Origin of the sequence: Klenkia marina (assembly GCF_900101025.1) — a bacterium.
In the GTDB taxonomy this organism is placed as follows: domain Bacteria; phylum Actinomycetota; class Actinomycetes; order Mycobacteriales; family Geodermatophilaceae; genus Klenkia; species Klenkia marina.
Genome location: NZ_FMUH01000002.1, coordinates 292,532 through 308,055 on the forward strand (window position 1 = coordinate 292,532; position 15,524 = coordinate 308,055).

A 15,524-nucleotide genomic window follows, 5' to 3' on the forward strand; every position below is an offset into this window, starting at 1 on the left:
CGCCCGGTAGAACGGGGGGACACCGATCCGGGGAGCCCACGTGGAGATGGACCGCAGCGGACTGGCGGACTTCCTCCGCCGGTGCCGCGAGTCGCTGCAGCCCGAGGACGTCGGGCTCCCGCGCGGGCAGCGCCGCCGCACGGCTGGGCTGCGCCGCGAGGAGGTCGCCGCGCTGGCCCACATGTCGGTGGACTACTACGGCCGCATCGAGCGCCGGCGCGGCCCGCAGCCCTCGGAGTCGATGGTCGCGTCCATCGCCCAGGCGCTGCACCTCGCGCTCGACCAGCGCGACCACCTGTACCGGCTGGCCGGCCACCACCCGCCGGTGCGGGGCGCCGGCGAGCACCTCAGCCCGGGCATGCTGCGCATCCTGGACCGGCTCGACGACACCCCGGCCGAGGTGGTCACCGAGCTGGGGGAGACCCTGCGGCAGACCCGGCCCGGCGTCGCCCTGCTGGGCGATGCCTCGCTGCGCACCGGGCCGGCGCGCAGCCTGGGCTACCGGTGGTTCACCGACCCCGCCGTCCGGGCCCGCTACCACCCCGACGACCACGACCTGCTCGGCCGCGCGTGGGCGTCGGGGTTGCGGCACGTGCTGGCCCTGCGCGGCCCCGGGTCCCGCGCCGCCCAGCTGACCGAGGACCTGCTGGCCAGCAGCCCCGAGTTCCGCCGGGTGTGGGAGCTGCACGAGGTCGGCGTCCACCCCGGCGAGCGCAAGCGCCTCGTGCACCCCGAGCTGGGTCTGCTGGAGCTGCAGTGCCAGACCCTGCAGGACCCGCACCAGGGCCACTCCCTGCTGGTCTACACGGCCGAACCGGGCTCGGAGACCCACGGCAAGCTCCAGCTCCTGGCCGCCGTCGGTACCTGACCGGGGACGGGCCGGGCGGGGACCCTCGCCGTTCTAGGGGCCGCCGTGCCCCGTCGCCCGGGCCACCGCGTCCGCGGACCGGGCCGTGACCTCGTCCCACCGACCGGCACCGAGCAAGTCCCGGCCCACCATCCAGCTCCCGCTGACCGCGGGCACGGAGGGCAGCGCCAGGTAGTCGCCCATGGTCTCGGGCCCCACCCCGCCGCTGGGCATGAAGCGCAGACCGGGGAAGGGGGCGGACAGGGCGGCGATGTGGGCCGGACCGCCCAGGAGGCCGGCCGGGAACACCTTGACCTCGGTCAACCCCTCGGCCACGCACGCCATGACCTCGGAGGCCGTGGCCACCCCGGGCAGTGCCGGGACACCGCGGACGGCGCACCGGCGCAGGACCGGCACCGCAGTCCCCGGGCTGACCACGAACCGGGCCCCGGCGTCGACCACGGCGTCCACGTGCTCGGGCAGCACCACCGAACCGGCGCCGACGGTCATCCCGGCCAGCCCGGCGAGCGCCGCGATGCCGGGCAGACCCGCCTCCGTCCGCAGGGTCACCTCGACCACCTCGATGCCACCGGCCAGCAGGGCCTCGCCCAGGGGCACGGCCTGGTCCGCGCTGTCCAGGACCACGACGGGCACCACCGGACAGGTCGACAGCACGCTCACCGACGCACCTCCGTCATCGGGCCGGTCTCGGCCAGCTCCGCCCGGGTGGGCAGCCCCTCCCAGTCGCCGGGGACCCGGCACACCGCGCCCCCGGCTGCGTTGCCCAGCGCCAACCGCTCCTCGGCCGACCCGCCGGCCACCGACGCGGCGAGCCACCCCGCGGCGAAGGCGTCCCCGGCGCCCACGGGGTCCACGACCTCGACCGGCGTCGTGGGGCCGTGCACCTCGCGCCCACCGCCCACCTCGACCGCCCCGAGGCCGGCGAGCTTGACCACGACGGTGCCGGTCCCGCGGCGGACCAGCGCCCGGGCTGCGGTCAGCCCGGCCTCGACGTCGGCGCCGACGGGGCCGCCCAGCAGCAGGGCGGCCTCGTCGGGGCCGGCGAGCAGCACGTCGACCCGGCGGGCCAGGTCGGCCAGCACCGGGGCGGCGACCTCGTCGGACCACAGCGCGGTGCGGTGGTTGACGTCGAGCACGACGGCGACCCCGGCGGCCCGGGCCAGCTCGACGGCGCGGTCCACCGCGGCGGCCGGGCCGGGGCCCAGCGCCGGGGTGATCCCGGTCAGGTGCAACGCGTCCGCGGTGCGGATGTCCTCGGCGACCCGGTCGACGTCGGCGGGGGTCAGCCGGGACGCCGCACTGCCGGCCCGGTGGTACCGGACGCGGCGGGGGCGTCCGCCCCGCAGCTCCTTGACCATCAGCCCGGTCGGTGCGTCCGGGTCGACCTCGGCCCGGACCGTGACGCCCTCGGCGCGCAGCTCGCGCAGCACCAGGGCGCCGAACGCGTCGTCGCCCACCCGGCTGACCCAGGTGGCCGGAACGCCGAGCCGGACCAACCCGACCGCGACGTTGGACTCCGCGCCGCCGATGCCCACCGGCATGACCGACCCGGCGGTCAGCCGGCCGGTGGGCGGGGTGGTCAGCAACGCCATGGTCTCGCCCACGGTCACGACGCCGGTCACGAGAGGTCCCCGCCGTCCAACCGCAGCAGCACCTTGCTGCTGCCGGTGCTGCGGTCCCCGGCCACCTCCATCGCCCGTGCGGCGTCGGCCAGCGCGAAGCGGTGGGTGACCACGGGTGCGACGTCCAGGCCGTCGCGCATGGCGGTCAGCGCGTCGTCGATCTCCTCGACGAACCGGTAGGACCCGATCCAGGTCAGCTCACGGGTGACCAGGTCGCCGAGGACGGCCTGCACCGCGCTGCCGGGCAGGTTGCCGACCTGGACGACGGTGCCCCCGCGCGCGGTGGCCCGCAGCACGCCACCGAGGGCAGCCGCGGCGCCCGAGGCCTCGAACACGAGCTCGGCGTCCGGGGGCAGGTCGTCGCCGGCGGACAGGTCCCGCACGTCGGCGGCCCCCATCGCGCGGGCGACCCCCAGCGCAGCGGAGGAGACGTCGCACGCGGTGACCGAGGCCGCGCCGGCGTGCACCGCCGCCGCGACGACCAGCGACCCGATCGGCCCGGCGCCGTTGACCACGACGTCGCGCCCGCGCAGGTCCCCGGCCCGGGACACGGCGTGCAGAGCCACCGCCAGCGGTTCGGCGAGCGACCCGCGCAGGGTGTCCACCCCGTCGGGCAGGCGGCGGAGCTGGTCGGCGCGCACCGCCCGCAGGCCGCTGAAGCCGCCGTCGGTGTGCGGGTCGAAGGCGGCGCTGCCGAAGTAGCGCACCTGGGGCCACAGGTTGGTGCGGCCGGCGATGCGGGCGGGCAGCTCGCCGTCCCCGACCAGCGTCGCCGGGTGCACCGTGACCGGCTCGCCGACCTCGTGGCCGGTCACGCCGGACCCGAGGGCGGCCACCCGCCCGGCGACCTCGTGGCCGAGGACCAGCGGGTGCCGCAGGACGGCGGTGCCGGAGGCGCCGTGCCGCCAGTAGGCCAGGTCGGAGCCGCAGATGCCGCCCCACTCCATGGCGACGACGACCTCGCCGGGGCCGGGCTGCGGGTCGGGCAGCTCGTCGACCCGCAGGTCGCCGGGCCCGTGGACGACGGCGGCCCTCACGCGGCGTCCCGCACGTCGACCAGGTCGCGGCCGCGGGTCTCCGGCGCGACCAGCGCGGTGACCAGCGTGATGGCCGAGTAGACGACCAGCATGACCGCGATGGGCCACCAGCTGCCGGTGGCCGCGGTCAGCCCCGCGGCGACGACCGGGCCGATGGCGGTCGCCAGGATGCCGCCGATCTCCTTGGCCAGGGCGAGCTGGGTGAACCGGGTGCGGGAGCCGAACAGCTCGGCCATCGTCACGCTCTCCAGCGAGAACAGGCCCAGCACGCCCAGGTTGAGCGCGAGCACCATGCCGATGGTGACCGCCACGGTGCTGCCGCTGGTGATCATGATCAGCAGGGGGAAGGCCGCCACCATCGTGGTGGCCGACAGCGCGGCGTACAGCGGACGCCGGCCGAAGCGGTCGCCCAGGACGCCGACCAGCGGCACGGTGACGAACCCGATGGCCGAGCCGATCAGCAGGGCGTCGGTCGGCACGGAGCGGTCCATCATCAGCGTGGTGGCCAGGTAGCCGACCAGGAAGGTCTGCACCAGGCCGGAGTTGCCGGCCTGGCCGAACCGCAGGCCCAGGGCGAGGAAGAAGCTGCGGCCCTTGCGCTGCTTCAGCCCGGCCTCCAGGGTGCTGGCCTGCTCGCGCGCGGCCACGGCCAGTGCCTCGTCCTTGGAGAGCGCGACGCCGTCCACGACGTCGGGGCGCTCCTCGAAGACCGGGCTCTCCTTCAGGTTGCGCCGCATCCAGAGGGTGAGGACGAGCAGCACGAAGCTGAGCAGGAACGGGATGCGCCAGCCCCACGACAGCAGCTGGTCCTCGGTGAGGACGGCGAGCAGGATCGCCCAGATGCCGGTCGCGGCCAGGGTGCCCGAGTTCGTACCCAGGCTGACCAGCGAGGCCACGACGCCGCGACGGCGGGTGGGGGCGTACTCGGCGAGCATGACGGTGGCCCCGGCGATCTCGGCGCCGGCCCCGAAGCCCTGCACCAGACGCAGGACCACCAGCAGGATGGGCGCCCAGATGCCGATCATGGCGTAGGTCGGCAGGACGCCGATGAGCGTCGTGGACACGCCCATCATGGCGATGGTGATGATCAGGACCTGCTTGCGACCGATCCGGTCGCCCATCCGGCCGAAGTACACCGCGCCGGCCAGGCGGGCGACGTAGCCGACCCCGTAGGTGGCCATCGCCGCGATGAGCCCGATCGCCGGGCTGACGTCGGGGAAGAAGATCGTGTTGAACACGATCGCGGCGGCCAGGGAGTAGAGCTGGAAGTCCATGAACTCCATGGCCGTGCCCAGCCAGCCCGACACCGCCGCGCGGGTGAGGTCCTTGGTCGAGCGGTTCGCCGTCGCGGGTGCCGGTGGCGCCTGGGTGCTGTCGGTCATCGTGTGCTCCGTTGCTGCGATGGGTGTCCCGCTGGCCGGCGGCTGCGCGGGGAGTGGAACGGTGTGGTGGGTCGGTGCGGGCCGGGGCCCGCGCGGCGTCAGGGGTCGACGCGGCCGGCGGCCACCGCCGGCAGTCGGTGGGCCACCGACGCGGTGAGGTCCGCGTCGTCGGCGAGGTCCGGCGCGCCGGCCACCCGCAGGAGGGCGGCGACGACGTCGGCGGTCGGGCGCTGCGGTCGCCAGCACGAGGCCAGGTCGGCAGCGGCCGGGTCGGTGGTGCCGAACAGCTGACCCCCGGCGGCCGGGCGGGTGGCGTTCGCCCACGCGGCCAGCGCGGTCTCCAGCACCGGGGCCGGCCGGCCGGCGGTGCGCAGCTCGCGGAGCGGGGCGAACCACCGCTCGCGCGCCTTCGCCGAGCCGTCGCCGCCGATCTGGGCCAGCCGGTGCCGGGTACCGGGGTTGGCGAACCGCCCCACCAGCGCCTCGGCGTAGCCGGCCGGGTCCGGGCCCCCGGCGGGGAGCGTGGGGGCCACCTCCGCGGCCAGGCCGCGGACCAGGTCGGCACCCCACGTCGTGGCCAGGACGTCGGCCACGGTCGTGCACCCGGCCGCCAGCCCGGTGTAGGCCAGCAGCGAGTGCGCGCCGTTGAGCAGTCGCAGCTTGGTCAGCTGGAAGGGCGCGACGTCGGGGACCAGCTGCGCGCCGGCCAGGTGCCAGGCCGGCCGGGGCCCGGGGAACGCGTCCTCGACCACCCACTGCCGCCACGGCTCGGCGACGACGGCGAGCTCGTCGACGACGCCGAGCTCGGCAGCCGCCGCGCGGCGCACCTCGTCGGTGGCGGCCGGGACGATCTGGTCGACCAGGGTGGAGGGGAAGGTGACGGCGTCGTCGATCCAGGCGAGGACGGCGTCGGCGTCGGCCCATCGGCTGGCCGCGACGAAGTCGGTGACCACGCGGCGGGTGGCCGGCCCGTTGCCGGCCAGGTTGTCGCAGGACACGACGGCGACCGGCGCCGCACAGCCCCGGGCCCGGACGGCGAGCGCCCGGGCCACCGTGCCGACCGCGCTGACCGGCCCGCCCGCCAGGTCGGCCGCGATCGCCGGGTCGGCGGTGTCCAGGCCGCCGTCGGCGCGCCGGGAGTAGCCGGCCTCGGTGATGGTGAGGGTCAGGGTGGCCACGGCCGGGTCGGCCAGGACGGCGTCGCGGCGCTCGGGCTCCTCGGTCGCCAGCACCACGTCGGCCACCGCCGCGACCACCCGGGTGGTGGTGCCCTCGGGACCGACCTCGCCCACCGAGCACAACCCGTCCTGGGCGCGCAGCGCGGCCGCGGTCGCCGCCGAGCGGGGGACCACCACGACGGTGCCGGCGGGTCGGCCGGTCAGCTGGGCCGCCCGCTCGGTGTACACCGCCTGGTGGGCGCGGTGGAACGCGCCGTAGCCCAGGTGCGCCGTGCCCGGTCGCAGGTCGGCCGGGTCCACGAGGGGGCGGGTGCGGGCGGGCAGGGTCGGGAGCGCGGCCCGGCACAGCGGCGTACCGGGCGCGCTCACCAGTCGTGCACCGACCCGTCGAGGCGACGGGCGACCGGCAGGTACCGGGCCTCGTAGGGGAAGCGCGCCGCGGCCTCGTCGTCGTACTCGACGCCCAGGCCCGGCGCGTCGGAGACGTCGAGCATGCCCTTGCTGAAGGTGACCCCGGAGCGGAAGACCTCGCCGGTCTCGTCGGTGAAGCCCATGTACTCCTGGATGCCGAAGTTGGGCACCGTCGTGTCCAGGTGGACGGCGGCGGCCAGCGACACCGGGGACAGGTCGGTCGCGCCGTGCGAGCCGGTGCGCACCTGGTAGAGCGACGCGAGGTCGAAGACGCGGCGCAGGTGGGTGATGCCCCCGGCGTGCACCACGGACATGCGCACGTAGTCGATGAGCTGCTCGGTGATGAGCTGCTGCACGTCCCAGATCGAGCTCAGCACCTCGCCCACGGCCAGCGGGGTGGTGGTGTGCTGGCGGATGAGCCGGAAGGAGTCCTGGTTCTCGACCGGGGTGGGGTCCTCCATCCAGAACAGCTGCACCTCCTCCAGCGCCCTGCCCAGCCGGGCGGCCTCGATGGGGGTCAACCGGTGGTGCACGTCGTGCAGCAGGTGGAAGTCGAACCCGAACTCCTCGCGCACGGCGCCCAGGTACTGCGGGGCGAAGCGGAGGTAGGCGCCGGTGTCCCACAGCTGCTCGTCGGGCAGCGAGGTGGCGGCCGGCTCGTAGACCGCGCCCTTGCGCACGCCGTAGGAGCCGGGCAGTCCGGGGACGGCGGCCTGGGCGCGGATGGCCTGGTAGCCGGCGTCCCGGTAGCGGGCGACGTCGTCGATCAGCGAGGCGACGTCGTGGCCGCTGGCGTGGCCGTAGACCATCACGCCCTCGCGGGAGCGTCCGCCGAGCAGCTGGTGCACCGGCAGGCCGGCCACCTTGCCCTTGATGTCCCACAGGGCGGTGTCCACCGCCGCGATCGAGGTCATGGTGACCGGACCGCGGCGCCAGTAGGCCCCGCGGTAGAGGTACTGCCAGGTGTCCTCGATGCGGGCGGGGTCCCGGCCGAGCAGCAGGGGGGCGACGTGGTCGCGCAGGTAGCTGGCCACGGCCAGCTCCCGCCCGTTGAGGGTGGCGTCGCCCAGCCCGACGACGCCGTCGGAGGCTGTCACCCGCAGCGTGACGAAGTTGCGCCCCGGGCTGGTGACCAGCACCTCGACCTTCTCGATCTTGCTCATACCGACCTCTCGCCCACCGACCACATCTTGTCTTCCAGTACTGCCATACAAGCAGGTGTCGCACAGAGGTGGCAAGGGCCTCCCCGTACGATCACGCCGTGGCACGCGAACCGGGACGACGCAGCAGCCGCCGGCAGGTCTACGAGACCCTCCGCCAGCGCGTGCTGACGCTGGAGCTGCCACCGGGCACGGCCCTGTCGGAGAACGAGCTGGCCACCGCGCTGCAGGTCAGCCGCACGCCGGTGCGCGAGAGCCTCATCCTCCTGGCCGAGGAGGGGCTGGTGCAGGTCTTCCCGCAGATCGGCTCCTTCGTCAGCCGGGTCGACCCGGCGCAGGTCGCCGACGCCCAGTTCCTGCGGGAGGCCGTCGAGCTGGCCGCGCTGGAGGACCTGCCCGGCGAGCTGGACGCCGGGGTCGTGGCCCGGCTGCGGGCCAACCTCGACGAGCAGGCGGTCGCCGACCTGGACCGGGAAGCGTTCTTCGCCCTCGACGAGGCCTTCCACCAGGGAGTGCTCGAGCTGTCCGGGCACGGGCGCACGTGGTCGACGGTGCTGTCGGCCAAGGGGCACCTCGACCGTGCCCGGCGCCTGGGCCTGTCGGGCACCGAGACCCAGGCGCAGCGCATCGCGGAGCACGGCGAGGTGCTGTCCGCGGTGCTCGACGGCGACGTCGAGCGTGCGCGCGCCGCGATGCGCGTGCACCTGCGGGCGGTCTTCGACGACGTCGAGCGCATCCAGCAGCGGTCCCCCGAGCTGTTCGCCGGGCCGAGCACGGCCGGACCGGTGCGGCGCAACGTGGTCATCTGGGCGTGAGCCCCCGGCCCGGGACGCCGGGCGCCGGGCCATCCACGGGTCCGTAGCCTGCGGAGCGTGAGCGAGCGGTCGCAGGTTTGGAGTCGGCTGCCCGACCGGGCGCGGCGGGCGGTGTCGGGGTCCGGGCCGCCGACCGAGCCGCTCGCGCTGCGGGCCGGAGCCAGCGGGGTGGACGCCGCCACCGCCCGGTCGGCGCTGTCGCTGGCCCTGCGCATCGGCGAGGCGATGATGGCCGTCGGGGCCTCGGCCGCCGACGTCACCGCGACCGCGCTGCGGGTGGCCGCGGCCTACGGGCTGACCAGCTGCCAGGTGGACATGACCTTCACGTCGCTGACCATCGGCTACGACCCCGACGACGTCCCGCCGGTGGTGCTCATGCGCATCGTGCGGCCGCGCGGCAACGACTACACCCGCCTGCAGGGCATCGCCGACCTCGCCGCCCAGGTCACCGGGGGGCGGCTGGAGCTCGAGGACGCCCACCGGCGGCTGGACGACGTCCTGGCCGCGCCGCACCCCTACCGGCGGCAGATCCACGCCCTCGGCTGGTCGGGCGTGGCCGGCTGCGTGGCCGCCCTGCTCGGCGGCGGCTGGCTGGTGGCCCTGGTCGCAGCGGTGACCACCGCGGTCGTCGAGCGCACCATCCGGGCCCTGAACCGGCGCGGGCTGCCGGTGTTCTTCCAGCAGGCCGCGGGTGCGGCCATCGCCACCGGCACCGCCGTCGCGCTGGTGGCCGCCGGGGTCGAGATCCGGGCATCGCTGGTGGTCGCGGCCGGCATCGTCGTGCTGCTGGCCGGACTCTCGCTGGTCGGTGCCGGGGAGGACGCGATCAGCGGGTTCCCGGTCACCGCGGCGGCCCGGGCGTTCGAGGTGCTCACGCTGACCACCGGGATCGTGGTCGGCATCGCCGCCGTGCTCGACGTCGCACGGCGGGTCGAGGTGCCGCTGCGGGTGATCGACCCGGCGACGGTGGTCGTCCCCCTCGGGGTGTCGACCGCGGCGGCCGCCCTGATGGGCGGGGCGTGGGCGCTGGCGTCCTACGGCCGCCCGCGGGCGATCGCCGTCGCGGTGGCTGCCGGCGCGCTGGCGTGGGCCGTGTTCACCGGCGCCGGCGCGCTCGGCGCCGGGCCGGCGGTGGCCAGTGCCGCCGCGGCGGCCGTGGTCGGGTTCGGCGGCGAGGCACTCGGGGACCGGCTGCGGGTGCCGGCCCTGCTGGTGGCCGTGTGCGGCATCGTCCCCCTCCTGCCGGGGTTGGCCATCTACCGCGGCCTGTTCGCCGTCGTGGTCGACGACGACGTGCCCGGGGGCACCGCCGGCCTCGTCGGTGCCGCCGCCGTCGGGCTGGCGCTGGCCGCCGGGGTCGTGCTGGGCCGCTACCTGGGCCGGCCGCTGGGCGGGCAGCTGGACCGGTTCGAGCGGCGGGTGCGCCGGCGGGCCTCACTGGTGGACTGAGCCCACTACTGTTCCCGTCGTCGGGGGACCACCGGACGACGGTATCCGTGGGGGGAAGCATGGGCGAGCGACCAGCAGTGGCCTTGGACGACACCTCGCGGGCGATCATCGAGCAGCTGCAGCAGGACGGCCGCCGTCCCTACGCCCGCATCGCCGAGGCCGTCGGGCTCAGCGAGGCCGCCGTCCGGCAGCGCGTGCAGCGCCTGCAGGACGCCGGGGTCATGCAGATCGTCGCCGTCACCGACCCCCGCCAGGTCGGTTTCCCGCGGCAGGCCATGGTCGGCATCCGGGTGCGCGGCGACAGCCGGGTGGTCGCCGACGCGGTGGCCGCCTTCGACGAGGTCGACTACGTGGTGATCTCGGCCGGCTCGCTCGACCTGCTGGTCGAGGTGGTCTGCACCGACGACGAGCAGCTGCTCGACACCGTCAGCCGCATCCGGGCCGTCGACGGCGTCGAGTCCACGGAGACCTTCCTGTACCTGGGCCTGGCCAAGCAGACCTACGCCTGGGGCACACGGCGCGCCGAGGGATGAGCCGAGCCTCGCCTTCCTGGCGGGCCGGACGGCGGCCACCTACCTTCGCGGCGTGACCACGCAGGAAGCACCCACCCACGCGGGCGAGCCGCACGCCGGCGCGCTGAGCTCGCGGCTGAACTGGCTGCGCGCCGGTGTGCTCGGTGCCAACGACGGCATCGTCTCCACCGCCGGCCTGGTGGTCGGCGTCGCCGGGGCCACCACGGCCGACGGCCCGGTGTTCACCGCAGGGGTCGCCGGGTTGGTCGCGGGCGCGGTGTCGATGGCGCTGGGCGAGTACGTGTCGGTGAGCAGCCAGCGCGACAGCGAGCAGGCCCTCGTGCGGAAGGAGAAGCGCGAGCTGGCCGAGATGCCCGAGCAGGAGCTCGAGGAGCTGGCCGCGATCTACCAGACCAAGGGTCTGTCGGCCGACACCGCGCGGCGGGTGGCCGAGGAGCTCACCGACCACGACGCCCTGGCCGCGCACGTCGAGGCCGAGCTGGGCATCGACCCCGACGAGCTCACCAACCCCTGGCAGGCCGCGGGCGCCTCGGCGCTGTCGTTCACCCTCGGCTCGCTGCTGCCGCTGGCCGCGATCCTGCTCGCCCCCACCGCCGCCCGGGTGCCGATCACCTTCGTCGTGGTGCTGCTCGCCCTGGCCCTCACCGGCGCGGTCAGCGCCAAGCTGGGCGGCTCGCGGGTCGGCCGGGCGGTCGTCCGGCTGGTGGTCGGCGGCGCGGTCGCCATGGCGGTGACCTTCGGCATCGGTGCGCTGGTGGGTGGCGTCGCCGGCTGATGGACGTCGTCCTCGGTGCGGACCTGGGCACCAGCGGGCTGAAGGTCGCTGCGCTCGACCCCACCGGGGCGGTCGTCGCGGAGGCGGAGGTCTCCTACGCGTGGCGTTCCCCGCAGCCGGGCTGGGCGCAGATCGACGTCGCCGTCTGGCGGGCCGCGCTCGACGACGCGCTCGCCTCGCTCGACCTCAGCGGGTACGCCGTGCGCGGGCTCGGGATCGCCGGCCAGATGCACTGCGCGGTGCTGGTCGACGGGGCCGGCCGCGCCCTCGCCCCGGCCCTGCTGTGGCCCGACCAGCGAGCAGGGGCGGCCCTCGACCGCTGGCGGGACCTGCCCGACGACGCCCGGGCCGCCCTGGCCAACCCGCTGGTCCCGGGCATGACCGGCCCGCTCGCGGCCTGGCTCGCCGAGCACGAGCCCGACCTGGTGCGGCGCGCGGCCGCCGTGCTGCTGCCCAAGGACGCCCTGCGGGCCACCCTCGTGCCGGACGCCGAGTCGCTGGTCACCGACCGCAGCGACGCCTCGGCCACCCTGCTGTGGGACGTCGCGGCCGACGACTGGTCACCCGCCGCCGTGGCGCTCGCCGGAGTAGGTGCCCCGCGGGTGCTGCCCGGGCACGACGTCGTGGGGACGACGGTGCTCGGCGGCATCGGTGAGGTGCCCGTGGTGGTCGGCGGCGCCGACACCCCGCTCGCGCTGCTGGCCACCGGGACGACGTCCGGGCTGCAGGTCAACCTGGGCACCGGCGCACAGCTGCTGCGGCCCGGCGCCGTCCCTGCCCCCGTGCTCGACCCGGTGGTGCACACCTACGCCGATGCCACCGACGGCTGGTACGCGATGGCGGCGCTGCAGAACGCCGGTCTGGCCTGGGACTGGGTGCGCCGGGTGCTCGGGTTCGGGTGGGACGAGCTGGTGGCCACGCTCGAGCGCCCGGGCAGCGGCGGTGTGCGGTTCGCGCCGTGGCTGACCGGCGAGCGCGGCGGGGTCGCGGGCCCGGACGACCGCGGCGCCTGGACCGGCCTGCACCCCGGCACCACCCGCGCCGACCTGGGCCGGGCCGCGCTGGACGGCGTGGCTGCGGCGATCGCGTCGGCCGCCGAGCTGCTGGTGCCCGCCGGTGACCCGGTGCGGCCCGCCGGTGACGGCCCGGTGGTGCTCACCGGGGGCGGGGTCCGGACGCCGGCCGTGCAGCAGCTGCTCGCCGACGCGCTGGGCCGCCCCGTGCAGCACGTGCAGGTGCGCAGCGCCTCCGCCACCGGAGCCGCCCTGCTCGCTGCCCGCGGCGTGGGCCTGGACCTGGTCCCGCAGCGCCGGCTCGGCCCCGTGGTGGACCCCGGCGCGGAGAGCGTCAGGCGCGGTTGAGAGCCAGGACGCTGAGCAGGTCGTAGGCCACGTGCGAGGCGGCGATCGCGGTCAGCTCGGCGTGGTCGTAGGCGGGGGAGACCTCCACGACGTCGGCACCCACGACGTCCAGGCCGACCAGCCCGCGCAGCGTGTGCAGCAGCTCGCGGCTGGTCAGCCCGCCGGCCTCCGGTGTGCCGGTGCCCGGGGCGTGCGCGGGGTCGAGCACGTCGATGTCCACCGAGACGTACACCGGCCCGTCGCCCAGCCGGCGGCGCATGCGCTCGACCACACTGGCCACGCCGTCGACCTCGTAGTCGTCGCTGCGCACCACCTGGAAGCCGAGCACGGCGTCGTCCTCGAGGTCCTGCTTGGAGTACAGCGGGCCGCGGATGCCGATGTGCATCGACCGCTCGAGGTCGACCAGGCCCTCCTCGCTGGCCCGGCGGAACGGGGTGCCGTGGGTGTAGGGCGCACCGAAGTAGGTGTCCCAGGTGTCCAGGTGGGCGTCGAAGTGCAGGACGGCGACCGGGCCGTGGTCACGGGCCACCGAGCGCAGGATCGGCAGCGCGACGGTGTGGTCCCCGCCGAGGGTGAGCACCTGGGCGCCGTCGGCCCGCAGCGCCGAGATGCCGTCGTCGATGGTCTGGATGGCCTCCTCGATGTCGAACGGGTTCACCCCCAGGTCGCCGGCGTCGGCGACCTGCTGGGTGCCGAAGGGCATCGCGTCCAGCGCCGGGTTGTACGGACGCAGCAGCTTGGAGCCGGCGCGCACGTGGCCGGGGCCGAAGCGGGCGCCGGGCCGGTAGCTGACGCCGGTGTCGAACGGGATGCCGACGACGGCGACGTCGGCGCGGGAGACCTCGTCCAGCCGGGGCAGGCGGGCGAAGGTCGCCGGGCCGCCGTAGCGGGGGACCTTCGTCGCGTCGACGGGGCCGATCGGGGTGGTCACGGGGAGTTCTCCTCAGCCGGGGACAGGTGCTCGTGGACGACCAGCCAGGGGCCGTCCACCTGCGCGAGGACGACGGTCTCGCGCTCGACGGTGCGGGCGTGGTCGTCGCCCACCCGCACGGCGGTGCGCACGCGGTGGGTGACCAGGGCAGTCTCCCCGACCCACTGCACGTGCCGGTCGGTGGACGTGCAGCCGAGCACCGCGAACCCGTCGGCCACCCACGACCGCCAGGCCGCCCGGTACTCCTCGCGCGAGCCGTAGCGGGGGTAGCCGGGCAGCACGAAGGTGGCCTCGGGTGCGATGCAGGCGAAGTAGGCCTCCTCGTCGCCCGCCCCGAAGGCGGCCACCAGCCGGTCGAGCGCGGCCAGGACGTCGTCGTCCCGGCTCATGCCGGCGTCTCCGCACCGGCCGGGCGCACCGGGTCGGTGATCGGCGGGGCCTCACCGGGCTTGCTGGGCACCCAGCGCGGACCCTGCGGCCCGAACACGTAGCGCGGCTCGGGGAACAGGAACAGCGAGCCCAGGTAGACCACGGCGGCCAGCACGAGCGCGACGACCAGGCTGACGTCGACGCCGCCGAAGGCGTTCGTGAACGGGCCGACGATCAGCGGCGGGTAGTTGGCGAACAGCAGGCCGACGACCGCCGAGGGGATCCAGGCGACCATGCCGCGCCAGTTCACCCCGCCGGAGAACCAGTAGACCCCGCCCTCGCGGCCCTGGTTGAAGACCTGGACGGCGGCCGGGTCGTAGTGGCCGCGGCGCACGACGTAGCCCAGCGCCATGATGACCATCCACGGCGTCGTGCAGATGACGATCGCGCCGATGAAGGCGTTCACGCTGCCGACCAGGTCGAAGGCCAGCCGGCCGACCAGGATGAACACGAACGACAGCGCGCCGATCACCAGGGAGGCGCGCACCCGGCCCAGCCGCGGGAACACCGACGAGAAGTCCAGGCCGGTGCCGTAGAGCGACGTGACGCCGGTCGACAGTCCGCCGAGCACGGCGACGACCATGAGCAGCAGGGCGTACCAGAGCGGCGAGGCCTGCACGAGCGCGAAGACGTAGTCGGCCTCGCCGGCGACCAGCGTCGCCGTCCCGACCCCGAACAGGAACGGCACGAGCGTGGCCAGCTGGGCGGTGACCGTGGCGCCGAGCAGCCGGGCACGCGAGGTGGCGGCCGGGATGTAGCGCGACCAGTCGCCCAGGAACGCCCCGAAGGAGACCGGGTTGCCCATCACGATGAGCACGCTGAGCACGAAGGTCGGCAGGAAGGAGCCCAGCGCGTAGGCGTCGGGGCCCGGGTCGTACGAGGGGTCGAAGACGCCGGCGTAGGCGACCAGCCCGAGCAGGATGAGCACGGTGTTGCCGACGACCACGACCTTGTTCACCAGCAGCATGAACTGGTAGCCGTAGACCACCACGACGATCACCAGGCCGCCGAGCAGGGCGTAGACCAGGGCGCGGGTGAGGTCGCCGTCGGGCAGGCCGAAGAGCCGGTTGCCGGCCGCGACCAGGGCGTCGCCGGAGACCCAGACCGAGATCGAGTAGAACGCGATGGCGGTCAGCAGCGACAGGAACGACCCGACGATCCGCCCGCGCACGCCGAAGTGCGCCGACGAGGAGACCGCGTTGTTGGTGCCGGTGCGCGGGCCGAACAGGCCCATCGGCGACAGGATCAACCCGCCCAGGACGACGCCCAGCACGGTGGCCGCGACCGCCTCGACCAGCGACAGGCCGAGCAGCACCGGGAAGGTGCCCAGGATGATGGTGGCGAAGGTGTTGGCCCCGCCGAACTGGATGCGCAGCAGGTCCAGCGGCCGCGACGTGCGTTCTGCGTCGGGGATGGTGTCGATGCCGTGCTGCTCGACCTCCAGCGCCCGCGGGCGGCGGGTCGGGGTGGTGCTGGCCATCGCGGCTCTCCTCGCTCGGGGGTGACGTGGGCCACCGAGCGGTACCGTAAGGCCACTGTTGCTCAGAAGGCAACGAAAGTTCACCGCAGCGAA

At 75.3% G+C, this 15,524-nt stretch carries 15 protein-coding genes; 6 read left to right on the forward strand and 9 right to left on the reverse strand.

The window, feature by feature from the left end; genetic code table 11:
• Positions 1–46 precede the first annotated feature (46 nt).
• On the forward strand, positions 47–868 hold the full coding sequence (locus BLP29_RS06605) for a helix-turn-helix transcriptional regulator (protein WP_092802989.1): 822 nt from the start codon (positions 47–49) through the stop codon (positions 866–868).
• Between the two features lie 33 nt (positions 869–901).
• On the opposite strand, the gene BLP29_RS06610 is transcribed toward BLP29_RS06605, so the two are convergent.
• From BLP29_RS06610 to manD, 6 genes are all read right to left on the reverse strand, one after another.
• Entirely contained in the window at positions 902–1,528 is a 627-nt protein-coding gene (locus BLP29_RS06610; protein WP_092801563.1) for a bifunctional 4-hydroxy-2-oxoglutarate aldolase/2-dehydro-3-deoxy-phosphogluconate aldolase, read from the reverse strand.
• Positions 1,525–2,490, reverse strand: a complete 966-nt coding sequence (locus BLP29_RS06615; RefSeq protein WP_092801566.1) for a sugar kinase — start codon at positions 2,488–2,490, stop codon at positions 1,525–1,527. Before BLP29_RS06615 ends, BLP29_RS06610 begins: the two co-directional genes overlap by 4 nt.
• Complete coding sequence (locus tag BLP29_RS06620) at positions 2,487–3,527, reverse strand: L-idonate 5-dehydrogenase (protein ID WP_092801569.1); 1,041 nt, start codon at positions 3,525–3,527, stop codon at positions 2,487–2,489. The genes BLP29_RS06615 and BLP29_RS06620 overlap by 4 nt, the downstream gene beginning before the upstream one ends.
• A complete protein-coding gene (locus tag BLP29_RS06625; RefSeq protein WP_092801572.1) occupies positions 3,524–4,909 on the reverse strand; it encodes an MFS transporter in 1,386 nt (461 codons plus the stop codon). Before BLP29_RS06625 ends, BLP29_RS06620 begins: the two co-directional genes overlap by 4 nt.
• Before the next feature lie 98 nt (positions 4,910–5,007).
• Positions 5,008–6,456 carry a mannitol dehydrogenase family protein gene (locus BLP29_RS06630; protein ID WP_207798349.1) on the reverse strand — a complete coding sequence of 483 codons (1,449 nt, stop codon included), beginning with the start codon at positions 6,454–6,456 and terminating at the stop codon, positions 5,008–5,010.
• Positions 6,453–7,661, reverse strand: coding sequence for a D-mannonate dehydratase ManD (manD, locus tag BLP29_RS06635; protein WP_092801575.1), 1,209 nt, complete (start codon positions 7,659–7,661; stop codon positions 6,453–6,455). The genes BLP29_RS06630 and manD overlap by 4 nt, the downstream gene beginning before the upstream one ends.
• A gap of 98 nt (positions 7,662–7,759) precedes the next feature.
• Here manD and BLP29_RS06640 point away from each other — a divergent pair, with 98 nt between their 5' ends.
• The 5 genes from BLP29_RS06640 (at position 7,760) to BLP29_RS06660 (ending at position 12,591) form a co-directional block, all read left to right on the forward strand.
• Positions 7,760–8,473, forward strand: coding sequence for a GntR family transcriptional regulator (locus tag BLP29_RS06640; RefSeq protein ID WP_092801578.1), 714 nt, complete (start codon positions 7,760–7,762; stop codon positions 8,471–8,473).
• A 57-nt stretch (positions 8,474–8,530) separates the two neighbouring features.
• Complete coding sequence (locus BLP29_RS06645; RefSeq protein ID WP_243469744.1) at positions 8,531–9,922, forward strand: threonine/serine exporter family protein; 1,392 nt, start codon at positions 8,531–8,533, stop codon at positions 9,920–9,922.
• A 77-nt stretch (positions 9,923–9,999) separates the two neighbouring features.
• On the forward strand, positions 10,000–10,455 hold the full coding sequence (locus BLP29_RS06650; RefSeq protein ID WP_243469745.1) for an Lrp/AsnC family transcriptional regulator: 456 nt from the start codon (positions 10,000–10,002) through the stop codon (positions 10,453–10,455).
• Between the two features lie 52 nt (positions 10,456–10,507).
• On the forward strand, positions 10,508–11,230 hold the full coding sequence (locus tag BLP29_RS06655) for a VIT1/CCC1 transporter family protein (RefSeq protein WP_092801584.1): 723 nt from the start codon (positions 10,508–10,510) through the stop codon (positions 11,228–11,230).
• The gene (locus BLP29_RS06660) at positions 11,230–12,591 is read left to right on the forward strand and encodes an FGGY family carbohydrate kinase (RefSeq protein ID WP_092801587.1); all 1,362 of its coding nucleotides are present in this window, start codon (positions 11,230–11,232) and stop codon (positions 12,589–12,591) included. Before BLP29_RS06655 ends, BLP29_RS06660 begins: the two co-directional genes overlap by 1 nt.
• Here the strand turns inward: BLP29_RS06660 and speB are convergent.
• From speB to BLP29_RS06675, 3 genes are read right to left on the reverse strand one after another with little or no spacing between them, the layout of a single operon-like run.
• Positions 12,578–13,522, reverse strand: coding sequence for an agmatinase (speB, locus tag BLP29_RS06665; protein WP_092801590.1), 945 nt, complete (start codon positions 13,520–13,522; stop codon positions 12,578–12,580). The two genes, BLP29_RS06660 and speB, sit on opposite strands and share 14 nt — an antisense overlap.
• A complete protein-coding gene (locus BLP29_RS06670) occupies positions 13,519–13,911 on the reverse strand; it encodes a YybH family protein (protein ID WP_092801593.1) in 393 nt (130 codons plus the stop codon). The genes speB and BLP29_RS06670 overlap by 4 nt, the downstream gene beginning before the upstream one ends.
• A complete protein-coding gene (locus BLP29_RS06675; protein WP_092801596.1) occupies positions 13,908–15,431 on the reverse strand; it encodes a purine-cytosine permease family protein in 1,524 nt (507 codons plus the stop codon). The genes BLP29_RS06670 and BLP29_RS06675 overlap by 4 nt, the downstream gene beginning before the upstream one ends.
• Positions 15,432–15,524: the final 93 nt, after the last annotated feature.

Excerpts from the sequence above, each read along its gene's own strand:
- BLP29_RS06605 (WP_092802989.1), top strand. The coding sequence starts at position 47 with ATGGACCGCAGCGGACTGGCGGACTTCCTCCGCCGGTGCCGCGAGTCG.
- BLP29_RS06625 (WP_092801572.1), bottom strand. The coding sequence starts at position 4,909 with ATGACCGACAGCACCCAGGCGCCACCGGCACCCGCGACGGCGAACCGC.
- manD (WP_092801575.1), bottom strand. The coding sequence starts at position 7,661 with ATGAGCAAGATCGAGAAGGTCGAGGTGCTGGTCACCAGCCCGGGGCGC.
- BLP29_RS06660 (WP_092801587.1), top strand. The coding sequence starts at position 11,230 with ATGGACGTCGTCCTCGGTGCGGACCTGGGCACCAGCGGGCTGAAGGTC.
- BLP29_RS06670 (WP_092801593.1), bottom strand. The coding sequence starts at position 13,911 with ATGAGCCGGGACGACGACGTCCTGGCCGCGCTCGACCGGCTGGTGGCC.
- BLP29_RS06675 (WP_092801596.1), bottom strand. The coding sequence starts at position 15,431 with ATGGCCAGCACCACCCCGACCCGCCGCCCGCGGGCGCTGGAGGTCGAG.